General features: G+C 69.1%; 21 protein-coding genes. 8 read left to right on the top strand and 13 right to left on the bottom strand.

The features are described 5' to 3' along the window. Positions 1-8: 8 nt before the first annotated feature. The 4 genes from CEG14_RS24405 to CEG14_RS24390 all read right to left on the bottom strand — a co-directional run bounded on the left by CEG14_RS24405 (position 9) and on the right by CEG14_RS24390 (position 5,260). Entirely contained in the window at positions 9-1,931 is a 1,923-nt protein-coding gene (locus CEG14_RS24405) for a branched-chain amino acid ABC transporter ATP-binding protein/permease (protein WP_094829019.1), read from the bottom strand. 3 nt (positions 1,932-1,934) lie between these two features. Then, complete coding sequence (locus CEG14_RS24400) at positions 1,935-2,807, bottom strand: branched-chain amino acid ABC transporter permease (RefSeq protein WP_094829018.1); 873 nt, start codon at positions 2,805-2,807, stop codon at positions 1,935-1,937. Between the two features lie 132 nt (positions 2,808-2,939). Then, entirely contained in the window at positions 2,940-4,103 is a 1,164-nt protein-coding gene (locus CEG14_RS24395; protein ID WP_094829017.1) for an ABC transporter substrate-binding protein, read from the bottom strand. 245 nt (positions 4,104-4,348) lie between these two features. Then, positions 4,349-5,260 (bottom strand): LysR family transcriptional regulator, encoded by a 912-nt coding sequence (locus CEG14_RS24390; RefSeq protein WP_094829016.1) that lies wholly within the window; start codon positions 5,258-5,260, stop codon positions 4,349-4,351. Positions 5,261-5,403: 143 nt separating this feature from the next. On the opposite strand from CEG14_RS24390, the gene CEG14_RS24385 reads away from it, so the two are divergent. Then, positions 5,404-6,153, top strand: coding sequence for an SDR family oxidoreductase (locus CEG14_RS24385; RefSeq protein ID WP_094829015.1), 750 nt, complete (start codon positions 5,404-5,406; stop codon positions 6,151-6,153). Positions 6,154-6,188: 35 nt separating this feature from the next. On the opposite strand, the gene CEG14_RS24380 is transcribed toward CEG14_RS24385, so the two are convergent. Together CEG14_RS24380 and CEG14_RS24375 are read right to left on the bottom strand one after the other, a co-directional pair. Further along, entirely contained in the window at positions 6,189-7,106 is a 918-nt protein-coding gene (locus CEG14_RS24380) for a LysR substrate-binding domain-containing protein (RefSeq protein WP_094829014.1), read from the bottom strand. Between the two features lie 90 nt (positions 7,107-7,196). Continuing rightward, positions 7,197-7,829, bottom strand: coding sequence for a LysE/ArgO family amino acid transporter (locus tag CEG14_RS24375; RefSeq protein WP_094829224.1), 633 nt, complete (start codon positions 7,827-7,829; stop codon positions 7,197-7,199). Between the two features lie 184 nt (positions 7,830-8,013). Here CEG14_RS24375 and CEG14_RS24370 point away from each other — a divergent pair, with 184 nt between their 5' ends. Together CEG14_RS24370 and CEG14_RS24365 are read left to right on the top strand one after the other, a co-directional pair. Continuing rightward, positions 8,014-8,934, top strand: a complete 921-nt coding sequence (locus tag CEG14_RS24370; RefSeq protein ID WP_094829013.1) for a LysR family transcriptional regulator ArgP — start codon at positions 8,014-8,016, stop codon at positions 8,932-8,934. A gap of 23 nt (positions 8,935-8,957) precedes the next feature. Next, positions 8,958-9,464, top strand: a complete 507-nt coding sequence (locus tag CEG14_RS24365) for a copper chaperone PCu(A)C (RefSeq protein WP_094829012.1) — start codon at positions 8,958-8,960, stop codon at positions 9,462-9,464. A gap of 770 nt (positions 9,465-10,234) precedes the next feature. On the opposite strand, the gene CEG14_RS24360 is transcribed toward CEG14_RS24365, so the two are convergent. Beyond that, positions 10,235-11,221 carry a Bug family tripartite tricarboxylate transporter substrate binding protein gene (locus CEG14_RS24360; protein ID WP_094829011.1) on the bottom strand — a complete coding sequence of 329 codons (987 nt, stop codon included), beginning with the start codon at positions 11,219-11,221 and terminating at the stop codon, positions 10,235-10,237. A gap of 110 nt (positions 11,222-11,331) precedes the next feature. After that, positions 11,332-12,036 carry a YggS family pyridoxal phosphate-dependent enzyme gene (locus tag CEG14_RS24355; RefSeq protein WP_094829010.1) on the bottom strand — a complete coding sequence of 235 codons (705 nt, stop codon included), beginning with the start codon at positions 12,034-12,036 and terminating at the stop codon, positions 11,332-11,334. Between the two features lie 351 nt (positions 12,037-12,387). Between CEG14_RS24355 and CEG14_RS24350 the strand changes: the two genes are divergently transcribed. Both CEG14_RS24350 and CEG14_RS24345 read left to right on the top strand, forming a co-directional pair. Next, a complete protein-coding gene (locus CEG14_RS24350) occupies positions 12,388-13,629 on the top strand; it encodes an aminotransferase-like domain-containing protein (RefSeq protein ID WP_094829009.1) in 1,242 nt (413 codons plus the stop codon). A gap of 142 nt (positions 13,630-13,771) precedes the next feature. Further along, on the top strand, positions 13,772-14,788 hold the full coding sequence (locus CEG14_RS24345; protein WP_094829008.1) for an amino acid ABC transporter substrate-binding protein: 1,017 nt from the start codon (positions 13,772-13,774) through the stop codon (positions 14,786-14,788). 113 nt (positions 14,789-14,901) lie between these two features. Here CEG14_RS24345 and CEG14_RS24340 read toward each other — a convergent pair whose 3' ends face one another. From CEG14_RS24340 to CEG14_RS24325, 4 genes are all read right to left on the bottom strand, one after another. Next, positions 14,902-15,384: a hypothetical protein gene (locus tag CEG14_RS24340; RefSeq protein WP_094829007.1), complete on the bottom strand. Its 483-nt coding sequence runs from the start codon at positions 15,382-15,384 to the stop codon at positions 14,902-14,904. Positions 15,385-15,459: 75 nt separating this feature from the next. Next, positions 15,460-16,368, bottom strand: coding sequence for a hydroxymethylglutaryl-CoA lyase (locus tag CEG14_RS24335; RefSeq protein WP_094829006.1), 909 nt, complete (start codon positions 16,366-16,368; stop codon positions 15,460-15,462). Between the two features lie 99 nt (positions 16,369-16,467). Further along, a complete protein-coding gene (gene dprA, locus CEG14_RS24330) occupies positions 16,468-17,607 on the bottom strand; it encodes a DNA-processing protein DprA (RefSeq protein ID WP_094829005.1) in 1,140 nt (379 codons plus the stop codon). A gap of 178 nt (positions 17,608-17,785) precedes the next feature. Beyond that, positions 17,786-18,268 carry an Lrp/AsnC family transcriptional regulator gene (locus tag CEG14_RS24325; RefSeq protein WP_094829004.1) on the bottom strand — a complete coding sequence of 161 codons (483 nt, stop codon included), beginning with the start codon at positions 18,266-18,268 and terminating at the stop codon, positions 17,786-17,788. A gap of 137 nt (positions 18,269-18,405) precedes the next feature. On the opposite strand from CEG14_RS24325, the gene kynU reads away from it, so the two are divergent. From kynU to def, 3 genes are all read left to right on the top strand, one after another. Continuing rightward, complete coding sequence (kynU, locus tag CEG14_RS24320) at positions 18,406-19,656, top strand: kynureninase (protein WP_094829003.1); 1,251 nt, start codon at positions 18,406-18,408, stop codon at positions 19,654-19,656. 75 nt (positions 19,657-19,731) lie between these two features. Beyond that, positions 19,732-21,111: an amino acid permease gene (locus tag CEG14_RS24315; RefSeq protein WP_094829002.1), complete on the top strand. Its 1,380-nt coding sequence runs from the start codon at positions 19,732-19,734 to the stop codon at positions 21,109-21,111. Positions 21,112-21,248: 137 nt separating this feature from the next. Then, positions 21,249-21,761: a peptide deformylase gene (gene def / locus CEG14_RS24310; RefSeq protein ID WP_094829001.1), complete on the top strand. Its 513-nt coding sequence runs from the start codon at positions 21,249-21,251 to the stop codon at positions 21,759-21,761. Positions 21,762-21,809: 48 nt separating this feature from the next. On the opposite strand, the gene CEG14_RS24305 is transcribed toward def, so the two are convergent. Further along, complete coding sequence (locus CEG14_RS24305) at positions 21,810-22,541, bottom strand: aspartate/glutamate racemase family protein (RefSeq protein WP_094829000.1); 732 nt, start codon at positions 22,539-22,541, stop codon at positions 21,810-21,812. Between the last annotated feature and the right edge of the window lie 6 nt (positions 22,542-22,547).

The raw sequence follows: 22,547 nt of genomic DNA, 5'->3' as shown, positions 1-22,547 counted from the left end.
TTCCCGCGTTAAGCTTGCGCGCCGCCCAGATAGGCTTCGATGACCTTGGGGTTGGCCTGGACCTCGGCCGGCAGGCCTTCGGCGATCTTCTGGCCGAAGTCCAGCACCGACACCGTGTCGCACACGCCCATCACCACGTCCATGTGGTGCTCGATCAGGATCAGGGTGATGCCGTGGTCGCGCACCTTGCGGATGATGGTGAGCAGCTCGGCGATGTCGGGCGCGGTCAGGCCGGCGGCCGGCTCGTCGAGCAGCAGCAGCTGCGGGTCGAGCGCCAGCGCGCGGGCGATTTCGAGCAGGCGCTGCTTGCCATAGGGCAGGTTGCGCGCCTCTTCGTCGGCCATCGCGTCGAGCCCGACGAACTCGAGCAGGGCCAGTGCGCGAGCACGGGCGCGCTGCTCCTCGTTCTTCCAGCGCGGCGTGCGCAGCATGATGTTGGCCAGGCCCGTGGTGAAGGTGTGGTGCAGGCCCACCAGCACGTTTTCGAGCGCGGTCATTTCGCCGAACAGCTGCACGTTCTGAAAGGTGCGCGCCACGCCGTTGGCCGCGATGTCGGCCGGCGTCTTGCCCACCAGCGACCGGCCGCCGAATTCCACGCTGCCGGCCGTGGGCACGTAGATGCCGGTGAGCACGTTCATCATGGTGCTCTTGCCCGAGCCGTTCGGGCCGATCAGGCCATGGATGGTGCCGCGCTTCACATGCAGGTCGACCTGGTTGAGCGCCTTCAGGCCGCCGAACTGCATCAGCACGCCGCGCGCGGCCAGCAGCTCTTCGGCATCCCCGGCGCGCGCCTGCGGTACCGCCTCGGTGCGATCGGCCAGCTCCTGTTTGACCGACAGCGCGGCGCGGCGGGTCGAAAAGAACTGCTGGCGCACGAAGCCCACGATGCCGTCGGGCAGGTAATACACCACGAACAGAATCATCAGGCCGAAGATCGAGAGGCGCCAGTCGGTGAGGGCCTCGAGCCAGTAGGAGAACACCGCCAGCGCGATGGTGCCGACCACCGGCACCGCCACGCGGCGCGCCTGGGCCTGGCCGCGCGACACCGCCAGCGCGCACCCGGCGGTCACCACGATGGCGACCGTGAGCGCGATCAGGCGGAAGGTGCCGATGTCGTCCAGCATCTTGGGTAGCAGCACGATGATGGACGCGCCCAGCAGCGCGCCGGTGCGGGTCTTGCGGCCGCCCATGATGATGGCGAGCAGGAACAGGATGGTGAGTTCGAAGTTGTAGGTGTTGGGCGAGATGTACTGCTCGGAGTAGCTGTAGAGCGCGCCCGCGAGGCCGGCGAAGCCGGCGCTGATGACGAAGGCGATCACCTTGTGCCGGTACACCGACACGCCCATGCAGTCCGAGGCGATCGGGCTGTCGCGCAGCGCCTCGAACGACCGGCCCAGGTGCGACTTGAGGATACGGTGCACCACCACCAGGGCCAGCACCATCATCAGCGCCACCAGCCAGAAGTATTCCTGGCGCGACAGCACGTGGCCGGCGATGGCGGGTTTGTTGATCTTGATGCCGAGCGGGCCTTCGGTGAGGAAGGTCATCTCGTTGATCAGGATCTGGATGATGGTGCCGAACGCCAGCGTGACCATGGCGAGATAGGGCCCGGTCACGCGCAGCGCGGGCAGCGCCAGGATCGCGCCGAACGCCGCCGCCACCAGGATGGCGGCCGGCAGCGTGGCCCAGATCGGCATGCCGAGATGGAAGAACAGCACGCCGGCCACGTACGAGCCGATGCCGAACAGGCCGGCATGGCCGAGCGAGACCTGGCCGGTGTAGCCCACCACGATGTCGAGCCCGAACAGCAGGATCGAGTAGATCATGATGGTTTCGATCAGGTGCAGGTAATAGGTGTTGGTGACGGCCAGCGGAATGGCGGCCAGGCAGACCAGCGCCACGAGGGCAAGCACACGATGCAACGGTTTCATGGCTTACACCTTCTTGATGGCGGTCTTGCCGAACAGGCCGGCGGGTTTGAAGGCCAGGACGAGCAGCAGCAGCACCAATCCGGGGACGTCCTTGTAGCCGGTCGAGAGGTAGAAGCCGGTGGTGGTCTCGGCGATGCCGAGGATCAGCCCGCCCACGACCACGCCCATGCCGCTCGACAGCCCGCCGATGATGGCGACCGCGAAGGCCTTCAGGCCCAGCACCGCGCCCATGGTGGCGCCGGTGAGCGTGAGCGGCGCCACCAGCACGCCGGCGAAGGCCGCCGTGAGCGAGGACATCGCGTACGAGAAGGTGATCATCAGGCCGGTGTTGATGCCCATCAGGCCGGCCGCGGAACGGTCGTTCGAGGTGGCCACGAAGGCCTTGCCGTAGATCGACTTGCGGTTGAACAGCTCCACCAGCAGCATCATCGCGAGCGCGCCGAACACCACCAGCAGCTCCATCGGCAGCACGTTGGCGCCCAGCACCTGGATCGGCGACTGCGGCAGGGGCGAGGGGAAGGGCAGGTCGTCACGGCCCCAGACGTTCTCGGCCACGTTGCGGAAGATGATGCCCAGCGCGATGGTGGCCATGATCCAGCCGAATTCCGAACGCGTCTTGATGGCGGGCCGCACGCCGATGCGTTCGACGAAGGCGCCCTGGGCAAAGCCGAACAGGCAGACGATGGGAATCATGACCCAGTAGTTCACGCCCAGGCCCACGAGCGTGAGGCCGACGAGCGCGCCGAGCATGAGCGATTCGCCCTGGCCGAAGTTCAGGGTGCCGGACGTGGCGAAGGTGAGCTGGTAGCCGAACGCGATGACGGCATAGATCATGCCGAGCGCGATGCCGCTGTAGATGAGCTGTAGGAGAATCATCGTGGTGTGCGCCAATCGAAAACGCGCCCGTCGCCCCGCGCGACGGACCGGGCCGCCCGGCAGGGCGCACGGCCGGTTGGCACCGGCCGTGCGCCCTGCCCGAGGCGGCAGCTGCGAGACAGCGTGTGGGAGTTACTGCGCCTTGACCACGCGGCCGCCCTTCACTTCGCCGATGGTGACTTCCTTGGCGGTGATGGCGTCGTGGTTGTCGTGCGAGAACGGCTTGTTGTAGGTCATGACCACGCCTTCGACGGGCGTCTGCAGGTTTTCGAGGGCTTCGCGCACCTTCTCGCCGTCGGTCGAGTTGGCCTGCTTGATGGCGGCGGCCAGCAGGTAGATCGAGTCGTAGCCCTGCGCGGCCGACACCGGCGAGTCGATGCGGTTGTTCTTGGGCTTGAACTTGGCCAGGTAGGCGTCGATGAACGCCTTGCGCTTGGGCGTGTCGGGATCCTGGATGAAGGTCTGCGGCATGCGCGCGCCTTCGCCGTTGGCGCCGGAGTTGTCGATGTAGTTGGCCATCGAGAGCGTCCAGCTGCCGATGATCGGCACCTTCCAGCCCAGCTTGGCCATGCCGTTGGCGATCTGCGCCAGCTCGGGGCCGATGCCGTACGTGAGCACGGCTTCGGCGCCGGCTTCCTTGGACTTGAGCAGCTGGGCCGTCATGTCCACATCCTTGATGTTGAACTTCTCGACGGCGACCGGCTTGATGCCCTTGGCGGCGAGCGCCTTTTCCAGGTCTTCGCGGCCGAGCTGGCCGTAGTTGGTGGAGTCGGCCAGGATGGCGACCTTCTTGTAGCCGCGCCGCGTGATCGCCTCCTCGACGATCATCGGCGCCTGGATGCTGTCGTGCGCCGCGTTGCGGAACACGTAGTTTTCCTTGTATTCCGGCGCCTTGAACTGGTGCGTGATCACGCTGCCGGTGGCCACGTTGTTCATCACGGGGATCTTGGCGTCTTGATAGAAGCGCTGCGAGGCCAGCGCCACGCCGGTGTTGATGTAGCCCACCGTGGCGGTGACGCGCTCCTTGTTGATGAGCTCCTGGGCGATCTGCACGCCGCGCTCGTTCTTGGCCTCGTCGTCGCGTTCGACGGCGACCAGCTGGCGGCCGATGACGCCGCCGTTCTTGTTGATTTCCTCGATGGCCAGGCGCACGCCGTCACGCATGCTCACGCCCATGGACGACGAGCCGCCGGTGTAGGGGCCCGCCACGCCGATCTTGATCGGGTCGGCCGCGTGGGCCGCGCCGGACATTGCAACAACCAAAGCGCCTGCAAGCAGCTTCAAACGAAAATCCATGATGTCTCCGTTGTATTTAGTGAACTGCGTGAAAAAGCCGGTGCCGGCGCCTGGCGGCGGGTTGCTGCGAATGCGGGCGCTCTCCTCTGTGCGATTTACTTTGTGCCGGATTGCTTACGCGAAACTTATGTTTGTGCCGGTTCTCGCGTAAATCCCTAGTCGAACGGGCTACGGCCGGAAGGATTTTCCGGGCTCGAGCGGAAAAAAATTCCGCACTGATTGCGGGCGCAACCAGATGGCCGGCCTCAATGCGGCGGATCGAGCCGCGCGGGCAGGGTGGCGGCGAGCCATTCCAGGAACACCCGCAGGCGATGGGTGAGGTGGCGGGTCTGCGGATACACCGCATGAAAGGCGTAGCCGGGCGGGCGCCAGTCGCGCAGGATCTCGACCAGCGTGCCCGCGGCCAGGTCGCGCGCGGCGCAATAGGTGAAGGTCTGGATGATGCCCAGCCCGGCGCGGCCGGCGGCCAGGTGGGCGTTGCTCTCGTTCACGCCCATGCAGGGCTCCAGCCTGAACTCGACCCGCTCGCCCTGGCGGGCGTAGCGCCACGGCATGGCGCGGCCATTGGCGGTCGAGACATAGCTCACCAGCCGATGGCCGTTCTTCAGTTCGTCGGGATAGGCCGGTACGCCGAACTGCTTCAGGTACGCGGGCGTGGCACAGGTGACGAGCGTGGCGTGCCCGAGCGGGCGCGCCACCAGGCTGGAGTCGGGCAGGGCGCCGCCGCGGATCACGCAATCCACGTTGTCGCCGATCAGGTCCACCACGCGGTCGGACACGCCCAGGTCGATGCGGATGTCGGGGTAGCGCGCCAGGAAGTCGGGCAGGGCGGGTATCAGCACGTCGCTCGCCGTGGACGAGCCGATGTCCACGCGCAGGCGGCCGCGCGGGGTGCCGCGCGCGGCGTTGAACGCGCCGTCGGCATCTTCGAGTTCCTTGAGGATGCGCGCGGTGCGCTCGTAATACGCGCTGCCCTCGGGCGTGACGGTGACGCGGCGCGTGGTGCGCTGGAGCAGGCGCGCGCCGAGATGCGCCTCCAGCTCCTGGACCAGCTTGCTCAGGCTCGCCTTGGGCAGGTCGAGCGATTCGGCCGCGCGCGTGAAGCTGCCGGCCTCGACCACGCGGGCGAAGGCGCGGATGGCGAGGAGCTGATCCATGGTGATTGTCTATGTGTATGGATAATCTTTTCGATAGTAGCTGATTTATCAAGCAATCACGCAAGCCTAAAGTGTGATCCATGGCAACGACGTCGCGACGACCGCGGCACCGGCCTCAACCTCGGACACCTCAAGGACACATCATGGAAAAGCAACTCAACGGCAAGATCGCCCTCGTGACCGGCGGCACCACCGGCATCGGCCTGGGCACCGCCCAGATCCTCGCCGCCCAGGGCGCACGGGTCTACGTCACCGGCCGGCGCCAGGCCGAGCTGGACGCGGCCGTGGCCGCGATCGGCCAGGGCGCCACCGGCATCCGCGCCGACGCCTCGGTGCTCGGCGACCTGGAACAGGTCTATGCCCGGATCGCGCGGGAGGCCGGCCGTCTCGACGTGCTGTTCGCCAACGCCGGCGGCGGCGACATGCAGCCCCTGGGCGCGATCACCGAAGAACACTTCGACCGCATCTTCGGCACCAACGTGCGCGGCGTGCTGTTCACGGTGCAGAAGGCCCTGCCGCTGCTCAGCAACGGCGCGTCGGTCATCCTGACCGGCTCGACGGTGTCCATCCAGGGCACGGCCGCATTCAGCGTCTACAGCGCCAGCAAGGCCGCGGTGCGCAACTTCGCGCGTTCCTGGGCGCTGGACCTGAAGGATCGCGGCATCCGCGTGAACGTGGTCAGCCCGGGCCCGATCCGCACGCCCGGCCTGGGCGGGCTGGTGGACGACGCCAATCGCCAGGGCCTGTTCGACCACCTCGCCGCGCAGGTGCCGCTCGGCCGCCTGGGCGAGCCGCAGGAAGTGGGCCAGGCCGTCGCCTTCCTGGCCTCGGACGCCGCGAGCTTCATCAACGGCATCGAGCTGTTCGTCGACGGCGGCATGGCGCAGGTTTGAGCCCCGGTGAGCCGGCATCCCGGCCTGACGCGGGCTCAGCCGGGCCAGGCCGAGACGCGCTGGCACAGCCCGCGCAGCCAATAGGAGAAGTCGCGCGCGCCGGGTTGCAGCGGCTTGCGCGCCTCGGTGCAGAGGTAGTACTGCGATTGGCCGGCGGAGCTGATGCCGCACAGGCGCACCAGCTTGCGCTCGTCGAGCCATTCGGCCGCCAGCGTGCGGCGGGTGAGCGCCACGCCCTGGCCCGCATGGGCCGCCGCCAGCATCATGCCCAGGTCCACCAGCCACACGCCGCGCGTGGGTTCGGGCCAGTTGAGCCGGGCCGCGTCGAACCAGGGCCGCCACGGCTCCATCGGGCAGCGCAGCAGCGCGGCGCGGGCGAGATCGGCCGGGCGCTCGAACGGGCCATGGCGCTTCAGATAGGCGGGCGAACACACCGGGAACACCGGGTCGTCGGTGAGCTGCTCGGCGTGCAGGCCCGGATAGTGGCCGCTGCCGAAGCGGATCCACAGGTCGGCGTTGGGCGGCGTGATTTCGAGATAGGGCACCGACAGCAGGATCTCGAGGTCCACGTGCGGATGGCTGTCGGTGAATTCGGGCAGGGAGGGGATCAGCACCTGGCGCGCGAAGGTGGGCGTGGAGACCACGCGCAGCGGTTCGGTGGGCGGATCGTGGCGCGCGCGCAGTGAGGCGGCCGAGAGCAGCCCGAGCGCGCTGCGCACCTGTTCGAGATACTCGCGGCCCGCCGCGGTGAGCGCCGCGCCGCGGCCGCCGCGCGAGAACAGCGTGGTGCCGAGCAGGGTCTCGAGGGCGCCAATGCGCTTGCCGACCGCGCTCGCGGTGACGCCGAGCTCGGCGCTGGCGCGCTCGAAGGAGCCCAGGCGTGCCACCGCTTCGAAGGCCTGAATGGCGGCCAGTGGCGGCAGGCGGACATCGCGGGGATCGCGCACGGGCATGGCGCGCTGGGCGTCGGTGGTGGAAGACGCGCCATTATAAAAACGGGGTGCGCGCGCGCACCCCGGGGAAAACGCTAGGCCCGCGCGGGCTCAGCCGGCCAGCCCGCCGCGCGCCAGCGACACGGCCAGCGCGCCCATCACGAGCGCGATCAGCGCGTCCAGCACGCGCCAGGCGCGCGGGTCGGAGAACAGCGGCGCGAACAGGCGCGAGCCGACGCCCAGCACCGCGAGCCACATGAGGCTCGCGCTCAGCACGCCGGTGGCGTAGGCCATGCGCGCATTGTCGAAGCCGTGCGCGAGCGAACCCACCACCATCATGTCGAGCCAGAAGTGCGGGTTGAGCAGCGAGAAGCCGACGGCGCCCAGCAGCGCCGCGCCGCGCGACGGGATGGCGGCGCGGCACGCGGCCAGGTTGCCGCCGCGCCAGGCCCGGCGGGCCGACTGGATGGCGTACCAACCGAGGAACGCGACACCGAACCACAGCACGACCTGCGTCAGGCTGGGAAACCATTCGGTGAGCTGCTGCAGGCCCCAGACGCTGCTGAAGATGAAGACCGCGTCGATCGCGGCGCACATGGCGAGAATGCTGAGCAGGTGGGCGCGCATGAGGCCCTGGCGCAGGATGAAGGCGCTCTGCGCGCCGACCACGGCGAACAGGCCCAGGCCGGTGGCGGCGCCGCTGGACCAGGCGGTGAAAAAGGCGGGGGAGGACAGCGTGAACATCATCGAACTACCACTGCGGGAAAGAAGAAGCCGCGCTGTGCGCACGGCTGGATTAGCGTTATTCTCGCGCGTGGCAAGCCTGAAATACAGCTAATTTCCTTTAACCATCTTAAGCAAAGCTTAATCAGCTCTGCGATATGCGTGCCGGCCGGCCACGGCCGCCCGGCCGCGGGAGGACCCGCGCATGCGGATCGATCATGGCCATCTGCGCGCGCTCGCCGCGGTGGTGCGCGAGGGCAGCTTCGAGCGCGCCGCGGCCGCGCTCAATGTCACGCCGTCGGCGGTGTCCCAGCGCATCAAGGCGCTCGAAGACCGCACCGGAAGGTTGCTTGTGCAACGAACCGTGCCGGCGCGCGCGACGTCCGACGGCCAGGTGCTGGTGCAGCTCGCCGGACAGACCGCGCTGCTCGAACACGAGGCGCTGCAGCGGCTGGGGGTCGATGAAGACGGCATTGCGCTGGCGAGCATCCCTGTCGCGGTCAACCACGACAGCCTCGAAACCTGGTTCGTGGACGCGGCGCTGCGCTTCTCGCGCGTGTCGCGCGCCACGCTGGACCTGCAGTCCGAGGACCAGGACCACACCGCCGCGCTGCTGCGCAATGGCGCGGTGCTGGGCGCGGTCACCACGCTGGCCGAGCCGGTGCAGGGCTGCCGCATCCATCCGCTGGGCAGCATGCGCTACGTGGCGACCTGTTCGCCGGCGTTCCACGCCGCGCATTTCGCGCAGGGCGTGAATGCGCGCACGCTGGCGCAGGCGCCGGTGATCGTGTTCAACCGCAAGGACGGCCTGCAGCACCGCTTCGCGCGCCGCATCATGGGCCGCACGCCGTGGCAGCCGCCGGTGTGGTGGGTGCCGTCCACGCGCGCCTTCGTGCACGCCACGCTGGGCGGACTGGGCTGGACCATGAACCCGCTGCTGCTGGTGCAGGAAGACCTGGACGCCGGCCGCATGGTGCCGTTGCGCACGCGCGCGGCCGAGGACGTGCCGCTGTACTGGCAGCATTGGCGGGTAAACTCGCAGGCGATGGAAGCCTTGACCGATTCGGTCCTGGCGGCCGCCCACACCCTGGTGCGGCGGCGCCAGGCCCCCGCCACGCCCGCCTAGGGGCAATGCATCAGGAGACGTTGATGAAGATTCGCCATTTCGCGCTCGCCGCCGCCCTCGCCCTCGGGGCCCAGGGCGCGGCGCAGGCCGCCGATTTCAAGGTCGGCCAGATCGAGGTCGAAGACCTGTGGGTGCGCGCCAGCGCGCCGGGCCAGACCAACGGCGCGGGCTACCTCGAGATCGACAACGACGCCAAGACGCCCGACCGCCTGCTGTCGGTCAGCTCGCCGGCGGCCGAACGCGTCGAGCTGCACGAGGTGGTCACCGAGAAGGGCGTGGCCCAGATGCGCGAGGTCGCCCAGGGCGTGCCCGTGCCCGCCGATGGCGAGGTCAAGCTGCGCCCGGGCGGCTATCACGTGATGTTCCTCAAGCTCAAGGCCCCCTTCGCCGAAGGCGGCAAGATCCCCGCCACGCTGCGCTTCGAGCAGGCGGGCGAGGTGCAGGTGCAATTCGACGTCAAACCCATCGCCTACCACCCCGCCGGCGACCCCACCCTCGCAGGCCACGGCGGCCACAACATGAAGCACTGAGCCCCAAACCCAACCCGGCCCCCGCCGGGTTTTTTGCGCCCACCCGCAGCCCCCGAACGCCCCAAACAAAGGTGTCAGACTACATTTTTGAAGAAAGGTGTCAGACTACATTTTTGCCAGGCTCGCACCCGCAAACAAAGGTGTCAGACTGCATTTTTCGCACCCGCTCACGACGGCCGGAAATTGCAGTCTGACACCTTTGTTTTGGTCGATCGCCGCGCTGGATAAATGCAGTCTGACACCATTGTTTTAGACGCTGCGAAGCTGAAGCACCGATCATCAAAGTAGAAAACCCGGCGCGTGCCGGGTCTGCGGGAGATGCCACGCTCTGCCGGCGAAGGCCCCAAACAGAGGTGTCAGACTGCATTTTTCGCACCGGTTCACGACGGCCGGAAATTGCAGTCTGACACCTTTGTTTTGGGAGGCGCCGGGCTGCATAAATGCAGTCTGACACCTTTGTTTTTCAGCGCGCCGACGCCGCGCGGGCAGCGGACCTGAATCCGTCGCAAGAATGGCCCCGCCGCCGCCCGGCCGCCCGAAGGCGGCGAGCCCCCTCGGGGGGCAGCAAGCGCGAAGCGCGCGGCGTGGGGGCCTTCCCTCCGCCCGGCCGCCCCGAAGGCGGCGAGCCCCCTCGGGGGGCAGCAAGCGCGAAGCGCGCGGCGTGGGGGCCTTCCCTTCGCCCGGCCGCCCGAAGGCGGCGAGCCCCCTTGGGGGGCAGCAAGCGCGTCAGCGCGCAGCGTGGGGGCCTCCCACTCAGCGTGGGGGCTCCCCTATTCCAGCTTGATGCCCGCCTTCTTGATCACGTCGGCCCAGCTGGCGCGTTCGCGTTCTGCGTAGGCCTGGAAGTCCTGCGGCGTCATCGGCATGGGTTCCACGCCCATGTCTTCGAGCTTCTGCGCGACGGCGGGGGTCTTGAGGGTCTGGGCCAGGTCGGTCGAGAGCTTGGCGACCACGTCCTGGGGCAGGCCGGCCGGGCCGACCACGCCCTGCCAGGCGTAGGCGGTGAAGTTGGCGATGCCCTGTTCGGCCATGGTCGGCACGTCCGGCAGCACCTTCAGGCGCTCGGGCGTGGCGGCGGCGAGCACGCGCAGCTTGCCGGCCTTGACGTTGGGCAGACCCGCGGCGAGGTCGATGAACATGATGTCGACCTGGCCGCCCAGCAGATCCTGGATGGCGGGCGCGGCGCCCTTGTAGGGCACGTGCAGCACGTTGACGTTGGCGCGCTGCTTGAACAGCTCGAGCGCCAGGTGGTGCGGCGAACCGGCGCCGGCCGAGGCGGCGCTCAGCGTGCCGGGCTCCTTGCGCGCGGCGGCGATCACGTCGTCCACGGTCTTGTACGGCGAGTTCACGTTCACCGCCAGCAGCAGCGGGAAGCGCGCCAGGCCGCCGATGTATGTGAATTTCGTCGGGTCGTAGCTCAGCTTGGCGTAGAGCGAGGGATTGAAGGCCAGCGTGCCGGAATCGGCGGTGCCCACGAAGTAGCCACGCGGCTCGGCCTGCGCGATCGCGGTGGCGCCGATGATGGTGGCGGCGCCCGGACGGTTCTCGACCACGATGGTCTGGCCCAGCGATTTTTCGAGGCCGGCGGTCACGGTGCGCGCCACCACGTCGGCGCCGCCGCCGGCCGGGTAGGGCACGATCCAGCGGATCGGCTGGGTCGGCCAGGACTGGGCCTGGGCGGGGGTGGCGGCGGTCAGGGCCAGGGCGGCGGCCGGCAAGGCGGCAAGCGCCGCCAGACGCTGGGCGAGCGTAGTCATGAAGTCTCCTCGTGCGGATTTATGGCGCCGATGCCTGGGCATCGGTCTGCTTATTCAGTGCGCCGCCATTATGCGCCGGTTGCGGCGCGCCGGGGAGACCCGCGTCTCGATCAGTGGTCGTAGTGCCGCGCGCCGAAAATGGCGCTGCCGATGCGGACTTCGGTCGAGCCTTCCTCGATGGCGAGCTCGAAGTCGCCGCTCATGCCCATCGACAGGCGCGCCAGCGGCACGGCGGCGCTGCGGTGCGCGTCGCGCAGTTCGCGCAGCAGGCGGAAGCAGGCCCGCACGGCGGCGCTGTCGTCGCTGTTGATCGCCATCGTCATCAGGCCCTGCACGCGCAGGGCCGGGCAGTGCGCCGCGAGGTGCGCCAGGAACGCCGGCAGCGCGTCCGGGGCCAGGCCGAACTTGCTTTCCTCGGGCGAGGTCTTGACCTGCACCAGCACATCGATCTCGCGGCCGGCGGCGGCCAGGCGCGTCTGCAGCGCGTCGGCCAGGTCGATGCGGTCGAGCGACTGCACTTCGGCCACGTCGCGCGCCACGTCCTTGGCCTTGTTGGTCTGCAGGTGGCCGATCATCACCCAGCGCAGGTCCAGCGCGTCGAGCTCGGCGGCCTTCTGCCGGATCTCCTGGGTCTTGTTCTCGCCGAAGCGCGACAGGCCCAGCGCGTGGGCCTCGCGCACCGCGTCGGCGGAGAAGGTCTTGCTCACGGGCAAAAGCGCCACGCTGTCTTCGGCGCGTCCGGCGCGGGCGCAGGCCTCGCGGATGCGTTGTTGCACGGCGGCCAGCCGTCGGGCCATGGAATCTGCTGCGGTCATGGGGGATGCACGGGTTGGAGGACACGGGTGGGCACGGCGGCGCCGCGCGCTTTGCATATAGTGTAGGCCCAGCACCACGGCGGCTCGGCGAGCCGGCGCGGGGCGCGTTGACCCTGGATTCGCGCCAGGCTTAGAATCGTCCGACATTTATATATATTTCAAGGTTTTAAAGCCGGAGGAGCGTGGCGTCATCCCGTCGGGGAGCGGCGCGCGTGGCTTCGGCCAGCCGACCCGTGGGCCGCGTGCGCGCCACCCACGGCGCCTCCACAGCCCGTGCGCCCGCCGGGCCGGCCCCAGGCCGGACGATGGGCACGCGGCGCGCGCACAGTCCACCCATCCGCCGTCCCCGCCATGTCCATCGCTGCGCCCGAGTACGCATTCGCCACCGCCTTCCAGGTCCCGCCCACCGCGCCCATCCGCTCCCTGATGCCCTACGCCATGCGGCCGGGCACGGTATCGCTGGCCGGCGGCTATCCCGCCCAGGAGCTGTTCGACCTCGAAGGCCTGACCACCGCTTCGAACCAGGTGCTGGGCCGCCTCGGGGCGTGTCTGCAGTACTCCAACATCGACGGCCAGGCCAGCCTGCGCCACGAGCTGGCGCGTCTGTCGGCCGCGCGCGGCCTGGTCTGCGATCCCGACACCGAGCTGGCCGTCACGGGCGGTTCGCAGCAGGGCATGGCGCTGCTCGCGCGCGTGATGCTGCAGCCGGGCGACCACGCCATCATCGAGAATCCCGCCTTCCCGAATTCGGTCAACGCGCTGCGCTACACCGGCGCCACGGTGCACACGGTGCCGTCCGGCCCCGACGGCATCGATCTCGAGGCGCTCGATGCGCTGGCCGCGCAGGTCAAGCCCAAGATGGTGTGCGTGGTGGCATCGTTCTCGAACCCCTGCGGCGCCACCCTCAGCCGCGCGCGCCGCCTGCGCCTGCTCGAGCTGGCAGTCAAGCATCGCTTCCTGATCGTCGAAGACGATCCCTATGGCGAGCTGCGCTTCTCCGGCGAAACCGTGCCGCCCATCGCGGCGCTGGCCGAGGGCGAGGCGCGCCACTGGGCCGTCTACATCTCGAGCATGTCCAAGACCATGGCGCCGGCGCTGCGCATCGGCTGGCTGGTGGCCCCGCCCGAGGTGCGCCGCCGCTGCGTGGGCGCCAAGGCCGCCGACGACATGGCCAACTCGGCCTGGGTGCAGGAAGTGGTGGCGCAGTATCTGGCCAACGACCGCTATGCGGTGCACGTGCCGCGCATCCGCGCGGCCTACGGCGCGCGTTGCGACGCGATGGCCGCCGCGCTCGAGCGCGAGCTGGGCGACCGGATCGCGTTCAAGAAACCCGAGGGCGGCATGTTCTTCTGGGCGCGCCTGACCGGCGACATCGACGCCACCCGCCTGTTGCCTTACGCTATCGAACACGAAGTGGTCTATGTGCCGGGCAAGGCCTTCTACGCCGATCCCGCCACCGCCGACCTGTACGCGATGCGCATGTCGTTCGCCACCATGAACGAAGACCGCATCGGCGAAGGCATCGCGCGCATGGGCCGCGCCCTCGAAGCCTGCGTCGCCAACGCGCCGGTCTCGATCTCGCTGGCCGCCTGATCCGGGCGCGCCGCTTGCTCAGGCACGCGGCGCGTTATAAGGGATGCGGTTTCGGTTATTTTGACGGCCCGGCCACTCTCGTTAAGCTTGCGCACTTTCCCGGCGCCCGTGCGGCGCCCTGTCGGACAGCATGGAGACGAGCATGAAGATCGCAACGAGTGTGGCCGCCGCAGCGCTGGCGCTGGGCCTGGCGAATGGCGCGCAGGGCGCGACGCTGGACGTCGTGAAGAAGCGCGGCGAGGTGGTGTGCGGCACCACCACCGGTTTCGCCGGATTCTCGGCGCCCGACGCGCAGGGCGTGTGGCGCGGCCTCGATGTGGACCTGTGCCGCGCCGTGGCCGCCAGCGTGTTCGGCGACGCCAGCAAGATCAAGATCGTGCCGCTCAACTCGCAGCAGCGCTTCACCGCCCTGCAATCGGGCGAGGTGGACGTGCTCACGCGCAACACCACGGTCACGCAGCAGCGCGACACCGCGCTGGGCATCATCCACGCCGGCATCAACTTCTACGACGGCCAGGGCTTCATGGTGCCCAAGTCGCTGGGCGTGAAGAGCGCCAAGGATCTCAACGGCGCCACCATCTGCCTGCAGACCGGCACCTCGAACGAAAACACGCTGGCCGACTGGGCGCGCGCCAACAAGGTCAACTACAAGCCGGTCGTGATCGAGACCTTCAACGAGGTCGTGAACGCCTTCGCCACCGGCCGTTGCGACGTGTTCAGCACCGACGCCTCCGGCCTGTCGTCGATCCGCATCTCCAAGCTCGAGAAGCCCGACGACTACCTCGTGCTGCCCGAGATCATCTCGAAGGAGCCGCTGGGCCCGTTCGTGCGCCAGGGCGATGACGCCTGGCTCAACATCGTGCGCTGGTCGCTGTCGGCCATGATCGAAGCCGAGGAATACGGCATCACCGCGGCCAATGTCGACAGCCAGCTCAAGAGCGAGAATCCCAACGTGCGCCGCATCCTGGGCGTGACGCCGGGCGCCGGCAAGAACCTCGGCCTCGACGAGAAGTGGGCCTACAACATCATCAAGCAGGTGGGCAATTACGGCGAGAGCTTCGAGCGCAACGTCGGCCAGGGCAGCCCGCTCAAGATCCGCCGCGGCCTGAACGCGCAATGGACCGACGGCGGCCTGATGTACGCGCTGCCGATCCGCTGATCGTCACGCCGGCCCCGCCATCGATCACAGCCCCGCGAGGGGCTGTTTTCATTGGCGCGCGCGGCCATGAAAAAAGCCGGTGCGATGCACCGGCTTTCTGCGTTGCGCGCCGCTCAGGCCGGCGGGCGGCGCCGGTAGAGCAGCGAGATGCGGGCGAACGCCACCTGCAGCTCGCGCGTGCCGCCCTGCAGCACGATGGGCCGGCCGCGCCGCGTGAACACGACCAGGCGCTTGGAGAACAGCAGCGGCACGAACTTGGCGAAATGGATGTCCTGCCAGGCGACCTCGCGGCGCGTGATCCAGGTCTGGCGCAGGCCTTTTTCGTCGATCGTGGTGATCGACACCTGCATGTTCCAGCACACCACCGCAAGGCCCAGGAAACACAGGATCACGGTGCCGGCCATCAGCGTGTTGACCTGGCCCGGCGGCATGCGGATGGCGGTGGTGACGATCTGCACGCCGATCACGGCCAGGATCACCCAGGCCAGGATGCGCACCCAGTCGGGCCAGGCCTGGCCCGACAGCGGGAGCGGACCGATTTCGTTGAACAGCGCGCGCTGCTCTTCGGCGGTGGGGGCGGGGAAGGGAGAGATCATGGGCCGGTGACGGGCGCTGCGCGCAGTCGCAAACGGCCATTCTACGTTCCTTTCACGACCCGTGCCGACGCGGGCTCAGGCCGCCCGCTTGGCGGCGATCGCGTTGCCGGCGCGGCTCGAGCCCTTGCGCGACAGATTGGCCGACATCCATTGGCCGATGTCCACGACGGCGTCGAAATCCACGCCGGTGTCGATGTCCAGGCCACGCAGCATGTACAGCACGTCTTCGGTGGCGACGTTGCCGGTGGCGCCCTTGGCGTAGGGGCAGCCGCCCAGGCCCGCGACCGAGGCGTGGTAGATCGACACGCCGGTTTCGAGGGCGGCCAGGATGTTGGCCAGGGCCTGGCCGTAGGTGTCGTGGAAGTGGCCCGAGATGCGGCCGGGGTCGACCAGCGCGGTGACCGCGCCCATCACTTCGCGCACGCGCTTGGGCGTGCCCACGCCGATGGTGTCGGCCACGTCGATCTCGTCGCAGCCCAGCGCCTGGTAGCGGCGCGCCACGTCGAGCACGGCCTCCACCGGCACCTCGCCCTGGTAGGGACAGCCGAGCGCGCAGCTGATGCTGCCGCGCACGCGCACGCCGGCCGCCTTGGCCGCGGCGACCACCGGTTCGAAGCGCGCGATCGACTCGGCGATCGAGCAGTTGATGTTCTTCTGCGAGAAGGCTTCGCTGGCCGCGCCGAAGATCACGATCTCGTCGGCCTGGGCCGCGAGCGCACCTTCGAGGCCCTTCATGTTGGGCGTGAGCACGGAATAGATCGTGCCGGGGCGGCGCTGGATGCGCGCCATCACGTCGGCGCCGTCGGCCATCTGCGGCACCCACTTGGGCGACACGAAGGAGGCGGCTTCGACGTTGGGAAAGCCGGCCGCGCTCAGGCGGTCGACCAGCTCGACCTTGATGTCGGTGGCGACGAATTCTTTTTCATTCTGCAGGCCGTCGCGGGGCGACACCTCGACGATCTTGACGCGGGAGGGCAGTGCCATGTCTCTTCCTGGGGGCGGGCGCCGTGGTCGGCGCGGTTTTTGATCTGCCTATAGTAGTCCCACCCAGCCGGCGGTGCAGCGGGCGCGGCCCGCGCGCGTTCAGGCCCCGCCCAGGCGCTGGAAGACGCCGCCGTCGCCGCGTGCGATCAGTCCGGCCAGCTCCAGCTCGGTCAGTTGCGCCTGCAGATGATGCATCGGCAGCCCGGTGCGCTCGGCCAGCGCGTCGGGATGGACGGGGTCGTAGCCCAGCGCATCGAGCAGCGCGGCCAGGTGCGGCGCCAGCGCGATGCGCGGCGTGTCGGACAGCTGCAGCGCGGCGTCCTGTTCGGCGGGCGGCACCGGCACGCCGAGCTCGTCGGTGATGTCCTGCGCGGTCTCGACCAGCTTGGCGCCTTGCCGGATCAGCTGGTGGCAGCCGCGGGCCAGCGGCGAGTGGATCGAGCCGGGGATGGCGAAGACCTCGCGGCCGCTCTCGGCGGCGAGGCGCGCGGTGATGAGCGAGCCGCTCTGGCGCGCCGCCTCGACCACCAGCACACCGCGCGCGAGGCCGGCGACCAGCCGGTTGCGGCGCGGAAAGTGATGCGCCTGCGCGCCCACGCCCAGCGGAAACTCCGAGATCAGCGCGCCGCTCGCGGCGATGCGGTGCGCCAGTTCGCGGTTCGCGGCCGGGTAGACCCGGTCGATGCCGGTGCCCAGCACCGCGACGGTGCCGGCGCCGCGCGGCCCGGCGTCGAGCGCGCCCTGGTGCGCGGCCGCGTCGATGCCCAGCGCCAGCCCGCTCACCACGCACCAGCCGTGCGCGGCGAGGTGGCGCGCGAAGGCCTGCGCGTTTTCGGCGCCGCCGGCGGTGGCGTTGCGCGCGCCCACCACGGCGAGGGCGGGCCGGTTCAGACAGGCCACGTCGCCGGTGACGTAGAGCAGCACGGGCGGGTCGGCGATGGTCAGCAGCGCCTGCGGGTACGCCGGGTCGGCCAGCGTCAGCACGGTGTGGCCGGGCTCGCTGGCCCACAGCAGCGTGCGCTCGATCAGCGCGGCGGTGTCGGCGGAGGGCGCGGCGGCCAGCTGGCGGGCGAGCTCGTGCGGCAGCTGGCGCGCCAGCGCGGTGGCGCTCTGGTCGTAGATGTCTTGCGGCAGGCCGAAGGCGCGCAGCAGCTGGCAGGCGGTGGCGGGCCCCACGTTGGGCTCGAGCGACAGGCGCAGCCAGGCGGAGAGTTCGGCGGGAGTGTGGATGAGCGGCATGGCAGGGCAACGGCCGGAGCCGCGGATTCTGGGGCAGGCGCTAGCGTAGCAAAGTGCCCGGGCCGGGCGTGACCGCAGGGTCGCGCCGGCGGCACGCCGAGGGGGCGGCGCGGCCTGCTTGCGCGCGCAGGCGCAGGTTGCGCCGCGTCCGGCGGGGCCGCGGCGAAGCGGGGTGGTCTCAGCCGCCCTGTTGCAGGTCGGGCAGCGGAATCGCGCCGGCGCTGTCCTTCACCTTGCGCATCACGATGTGCGAGCACATCTCGCGCACGCCACGGATGCCGTTGAGCCGGTCGACCACGAAGTTGGAGAAGGCGGCGAGGTCGCGGGTGCGTACCTGCAGGATGTAGTTGGTGGCCCCGGTCACGATGCTGGCCTGCACCACCTCGGGCATCTCGCCGAGCTGCGCCACGAAGGCCTCGTTCCAGCCGGGTTCGGACTGGTCGAGCGACAGATGCACGTAGGCTTCGAAGTCGACGCCGAGCTGGGCATTGTCGAGCGTGGCGCGATAGCCGCGGATGATGCCGCCTTCCTCGAGCGCGCGCACGCGCCGCAGACAGGCCGAGGGCGACAGCGAGACGCGGTCGGCCAGGTCCTGGTTGGAGATGCGCCCGTCGGCCTGGAGAATGGTGAGAATGCGGCAATCAATCGTGTCGAGCTGCATGGTGCAAGATTCTTTTTCCAAACCCTGGGGTGGGCGAATTTTCGTGCAAAGATGGCCCTGCGTCACGCGGAATTTGCAATCATTCGGGATTGTTGCGCTGATACCATATTTGACGTTTCAAGCATGTCGAGGTCGAGATGAAAACCCGTGAAGATTGCCTGGCGCTGGACGCCGCCGATGCCCTGGCCGGCCTGAAAGACCGGTTCGAACTGCCCCCGGGCGTGATCTACCTGGACGGCAACTCGCTCGGCGCCAAGCCGCGCGCGGCCGCCGCGCGTGCCGCCGAGGTGATCGGCCGCGAATGGGGCCACGACCTGATCCGCAGCTGGAACACCGCCGGCTGGTTCGAGGCGCCTTCGCGCCTGGGCGACAAGCTGGCCCGGGTGGTCGGCGCCGGTGACGGCCAGGTGGTGGTCACCGACACCACTTCGCTCAACATCTTCAAGGTGCTGGCCGCGGCACTGCGCATCCAGCAGCGCGACCAGCCCGCGCGCAAGGTCATCGTGTCGGAGCGCGACAACTTCCCGACCGACCTGTACATGATCCAGGGCATGATCGACTTCCTCGATCAAGGCTACGAGCTGCGCCTGACCGATGCCGACCTGAGCCTCGAGGAGGCGCTCGACGCCGACGTGGCGGTGCTGCTGCTCTCGCACGTGAACTACCGCAGCGGCGCGATGTACGACATGGCGGCCGTGTCGCGCCTGGCGCACGAGCGCGGCGCGCTCGTGATCTGGGACCTGGCGCATGCGGCCGGCGCCGTGCCGCTGCAGCTGGAGGCCGACGAGGCCGACTTCGCCGTGGGGTGCACCTATAAATACCTGAACGGCGGGCCCGGCTCGCCGGCCTTCCTGTGGGTCGCGCCGCGCCACATGGATCACTTCTGGCAGCCGCTGTCGGGCTGGTGGGGCCACAGCAATCCGTTCGAGATGTCGTCGCGCTACGACCCGGCCCAGGGCATCCGCCGCTTCCTGTGCGGCACCCAGCCCATCGTGTCGATGTCGCTGGTGGAGTGCGGGCTCGACCTCGCGCTGGAGGCCGACATGCAGGCGGTGCGGGCCAAGTCGCTGGCGCAGGCCGACCTGTTCATCGCGCTGGTCGAGAGCCGCTGCGCCGCGCATCCGCTCACGCTGGTCACCCCGCGCGAACACGCCCGCCGCGGCAGCCACGTGAGCTTTCTGCATCCCGAGGGTTATGCCGTGATGCAGGCCCTGATCGCGCGCGGCGTGATCGGCGACTACCGCGAGCCCGAGCTGCTGCGCTTCGGCCTCACGCCGCTCTATCTCAGCTATGCCGACGTCTGGGACGCGGTCGAGATCCTGCGCGACGTGCTCGACACGCGCGCCTGGGACCGGCCCGAGTTCCGCCAGCGCGCCGCGGTGACCTGAGCACGCGGCTCGCGCATGCCAGCGGGGCCGGCCAATAATCCATAATCCGGCCCCTCGTTGAATCAGGGGAGACACATGCAGGGTCCTGAGGGTTTCGAATCGATCGCGCGCCGCGAGGCCGGATTGCAGCGCCGGCTCACGGCCGGCCAGATGAGCATGATCGCCATCGGCGGCGCGATCGGCACCGGGCTGTTCCTGGGCAGCCGCTTCGCCATCGGCTTTGCCGGGCCCAGCGTGCTGCTGAGCTATGCCATCGGCGGCTTCATCACCTTGTTGCTGATGGGCTGTCTCGCCGAGATGACGGTCGCGCACCCCACCTCGGGCTCGTTCGGCGCCTATGCCGAGCACTACATCGGGCCGCTGGCCGGGTTCCTGGTGCGCTACGCGTACTGGTCGTGCGTGGTGCTCGCGGTCGGCACCGAAGTCACCGCAGTGGCCGAATACATGAAGTTCTGGTTCGCCGACGTGCCGCCCTGGGTCTGGACGCTCGGCTTCGCCGCGCTGCTGGTGGGCATCAACGCGATGAGCGTGAAGGCCTTCGGCACCGCGGAGTACTGGTTCTCCACCATCAAGGTCAGCGCCATCGTCGCCTTCATCCTGATGGGCGCGTACGTGGTCTGGGGCAATCCGCAGTACGGGGTGCGCCACTACACCGAGCACGGCGGCTTCTTTCCGCACGGGCTGTGGGGCATGTGGGTGGCGGTGATCGTGTCGATCTTCAGCTACCTGAGCGTGGAGATGATCGCCGTCGCCGCGGGCGAGGCCGAGGAGCCGGAACGCGCGGTGCGCCAGGCCTTTCGCGCCACCATGCTGCGGCTGGCCTTGTTCTACCTGCTCTCGCTGGCCCTGATCCTGGCCATCGTGCCCTGGGACCAGACCGGCTCCGGCAGCCCCTTCGTGACCGTGATGGAGACCGTGGGCGTGCCGGGCGCGGCGGCGGTGATCAATTTCATCGTGCTGGTCGCGGCGGTATCGGCGATGAACAGCCAGCTCTACATCACCACCCGCATGATGTTCAGCCTGGCGCGCGCCGGTCATGCGCCGGCCGCCATGGGCCGGCTCTCGCGCAACGGCATCCCGGTCTACGCGCTGCTGATCTCGAGCGCGGGCATCGCGGTGGCCACGGTGCTCAACGCGCTCTATCCCGAGTCCTCGTTCACGCTGATGATGTCGATCGCCATGTTCGGCGCGATGTTCACCTGGATGATGATCTTCATCACGCACTACTGCTTCCGGCGCCAGCGCGACCGCGCCGGGGCCGCGCGCCTGTCGGTGCGCATGCCGGGTTTTCCGCTGCTGACGCTGCTGGGCGCGGCGCTGATGGCGGCGATCCTGGTGAGCACCTGGTTCACCGGGGCGTTCCACATGACGCTCGCCTTCGGCGTGCCGTTCCTGCTGCTGCTGGTGGTGCTGTACAAGGTGTTCATCGCCCGGCGGGGCGCGCCGGCGGCGTGAGCCGGACTTGGCCGTCCCCGTTTTTTGCCACGGGGCGGCCCGCTATATGGCGTTTAGGCTAAAGCTATTGGATTGCCGGAGTCTTATGAATTATTATGAGTGCTGACCGCTGATTATTCCGTCTCACCGACATTTCCATGGCTTTGCTCAACATCCTCCGTTACCCCGATCCGCGCTTGCACAAGATTGCCAAGCCGGTGGCCGTGGTCGACGACCGCATCCGCAAGCTCGTGCGCGACATGGCCGACACCATGTACGACGCGCCCGGCGTGGGGCTGGCCGCGACCCAGGTGGATGTGCACGAGCGCGTCATCACGATCGACGTGTCGGAAGAGGGCAACGAGCTGCGCGTGCTCATCAATCCCGAGATCACCTGGAAGAGCGAAGAGCTGCAGACCTACGAAGAGGGCTGTCTGTCGGTGCCCGGCGTGTACGACGAGGTCAAGCGGTCGGCGCGCGTGCGCTGCAAGGCGCTCGACGAACAGGGCCAGCCGTATGAGTTCGAGGCCGAAGGCCTGCTCGCCGTGTGCGTGCAGCACGAGATCGATCACCTCGACGGCAAGGTGTTCGTCGAGTACCTGTCGTCGCTCAAGCAGAATCGCATCAAGACGCGCCTGAAGAAGGCCGAGCGCGAGGCGCTGCGCGCCTGAGCGCGCCGCACCCCCGCCCGTTTCACGACCCGCCGCGAGGCGGGTTTTTCATTGGGCGCGCGGCGCGAACAGCATGCCCTGGCCGGGCGCGGCGGGATCGCCGCCGCCTGCGCGCACCACGTCCCAGAATCCGGCCGGCGAGCTCGACACCACCGGCACGCCATGGCGCCCCTCCATGATGGCAATGGCGTCGAGCGTGAGCAGCCCGCCGCACGACAGCAGGATGGCGTCGCTGTCGGGCGCCGCCGCGAGCGCCTCTTCGCACAGCGCCACCAGCGTGTCGGTGCGCACCTTTGCCATCGCCTCCACGCCGCTGATGCCGAGGCTGCTGCAGGCGGTGACGTCCAGGCCTTCCTCGCGCAGGAAGATCTCGAGCCGTTCGTTCACGTCCTCGACATAGGCGGTGGCGAGCGCCACGCGCCGCGCCTGCAGGCTGTCGAGCGCGCGCAGCACGGCGTGGCTCATCGTGGTGCAGGGCAGGCCGGTGGCGGCCGTCATGGCCTCGGTGAGGCTGCGGTTGAAGGCGGCGCCGCGATAGAAGCTGAGCGAGGTGCCCATCAGCGAGATCACCGTGGCGCCCTGGTCGGCGAGCTTGCGCGCATGCGCGGCCACGTCGTCGATCACCGCGTCGTAGCCGGCCGGCGTGACCGAGCCCAGGCCGAGGCCGCTGGCGCAGAAGCGCAGGCCGGGATAGAGGCGCGCGCCGTCGGCGGGCACCTCCCCGGCGGCGGGCGGGACGATGAGCCCGTGCAGGGCGGAGGGGGCGGGGTTGTGCGGCATGCGGAG

The sequence above is a fragment of the Bordetella genomosp. 1 genome (assembly GCF_002261335.1).
Classification (GTDB): Bacteria; Pseudomonadota; Gammaproteobacteria; order Burkholderiales; family Burkholderiaceae_B; genus Bordetella.
The sequence above is the reverse complement of the archived record's forward strand: the minus strand, read 5'-3'. Positions and strand labels throughout refer to the sequence as shown.

What these genes read in the sequence shown, in the direction of transcription:
- CEG14_RS24395 (WP_094829017.1), bottom strand. Translation starts at nt 4,103, where the DNA reads ATGGATTTTCGTTTGAAGCTGCTTGCAGGCGCTTTGGTTGTTGCAATG.
- CEG14_RS24370 (WP_094829013.1), top strand. Translation starts at nt 8,014, where the DNA reads ATGCGGATCGATCATGGCCATCTGCGCGCGCTCGCCGCGGTGGTGCGC.
- dprA (WP_094829005.1), bottom strand. Translation starts at nt 17,607, where the DNA reads ATGCCGCTCATCCACACTCCCGCCGAACTCTCCGCCTGGCTGCGCCTG.
- CEG14_RS24350 (WP_094829009.1), top strand. Translation starts at nt 12,388, where the DNA reads ATGTCCATCGCTGCGCCCGAGTACGCATTCGCCACCGCCTTCCAGGTC.
- CEG14_RS24315 (WP_094829002.1), top strand. Translation starts at nt 19,732, where the DNA reads ATGCAGGGTCCTGAGGGTTTCGAATCGATCGCGCGCCGCGAGGCCGGA.
- CEG14_RS24325 (WP_094829004.1), bottom strand. Translation starts at nt 18,268, where the DNA reads ATGCAGCTCGACACGATTGATTGCCGCATTCTCACCATTCTCCAGGCC.
- CEG14_RS24405 (WP_094829019.1), bottom strand. Translation starts at nt 1,931, where the DNA reads ATGAAACCGTTGCATCGTGTGCTTGCCCTCGTGGCGCTGGTCTGCCTG.
- def (WP_094829001.1), top strand. Translation starts at nt 21,249, where the DNA reads ATGGCTTTGCTCAACATCCTCCGTTACCCCGATCCGCGCTTGCACAAG.
- CEG14_RS24355 (WP_094829010.1), bottom strand. Translation starts at nt 12,036, where the DNA reads ATGACCGCAGCAGATTCCATGGCCCGACGGCTGGCCGCCGTGCAACAA.
- CEG14_RS24385 (WP_094829015.1), top strand. Translation starts at nt 5,404, where the DNA reads ATGGAAAAGCAACTCAACGGCAAGATCGCCCTCGTGACCGGCGGCACC.
- CEG14_RS24365 (WP_094829012.1), top strand. Translation starts at nt 8,958, where the DNA reads ATGAAGATTCGCCATTTCGCGCTCGCCGCCGCCCTCGCCCTCGGGGCC.
- CEG14_RS24390 (WP_094829016.1), bottom strand. Translation starts at nt 5,260, where the DNA reads ATGGATCAGCTCCTCGCCATCCGCGCCTTCGCCCGCGTGGTCGAGGCC.
- CEG14_RS24380 (WP_094829014.1), bottom strand. Translation starts at nt 7,106, where the DNA reads ATGCCCGTGCGCGATCCCCGCGATGTCCGCCTGCCGCCACTGGCCGCC.
- kynU (WP_094829003.1), top strand. Translation starts at nt 18,406, where the DNA reads ATGAAAACCCGTGAAGATTGCCTGGCGCTGGACGCCGCCGATGCCCTG.
- CEG14_RS24400 (WP_094829018.1), bottom strand. Translation starts at nt 2,807, where the DNA reads ATGATTCTCCTACAGCTCATCTACAGCGGCATCGCGCTCGGCATGATC.
- CEG14_RS24360 (WP_094829011.1), bottom strand. Translation starts at nt 11,221, where the DNA reads ATGACTACGCTCGCCCAGCGTCTGGCGGCGCTTGCCGCCTTGCCGGCC.
- CEG14_RS24375 (WP_094829224.1), bottom strand. Translation starts at nt 7,829, where the DNA reads ATGTTCACGCTGTCCTCCCCCGCCTTTTTCACCGCCTGGTCCAGCGGC.
- CEG14_RS24305 (WP_094829000.1), bottom strand. Translation starts at nt 22,541, where the DNA reads ATGCCGCACAACCCCGCCCCCTCCGCCCTGCACGGGCTCATCGTCCCG.
- CEG14_RS24335 (WP_094829006.1), bottom strand. Translation starts at nt 16,368, where the DNA reads ATGGCACTGCCCTCCCGCGTCAAGATCGTCGAGGTGTCGCCCCGCGAC.
- CEG14_RS24345 (WP_094829008.1), top strand. Translation starts at nt 13,772, where the DNA reads ATGAAGATCGCAACGAGTGTGGCCGCCGCAGCGCTGGCGCTGGGCCTG.
- CEG14_RS24340 (WP_094829007.1), bottom strand. Translation starts at nt 15,384, where the DNA reads ATGATCTCTCCCTTCCCCGCCCCCACCGCCGAAGAGCAGCGCGCGCTG.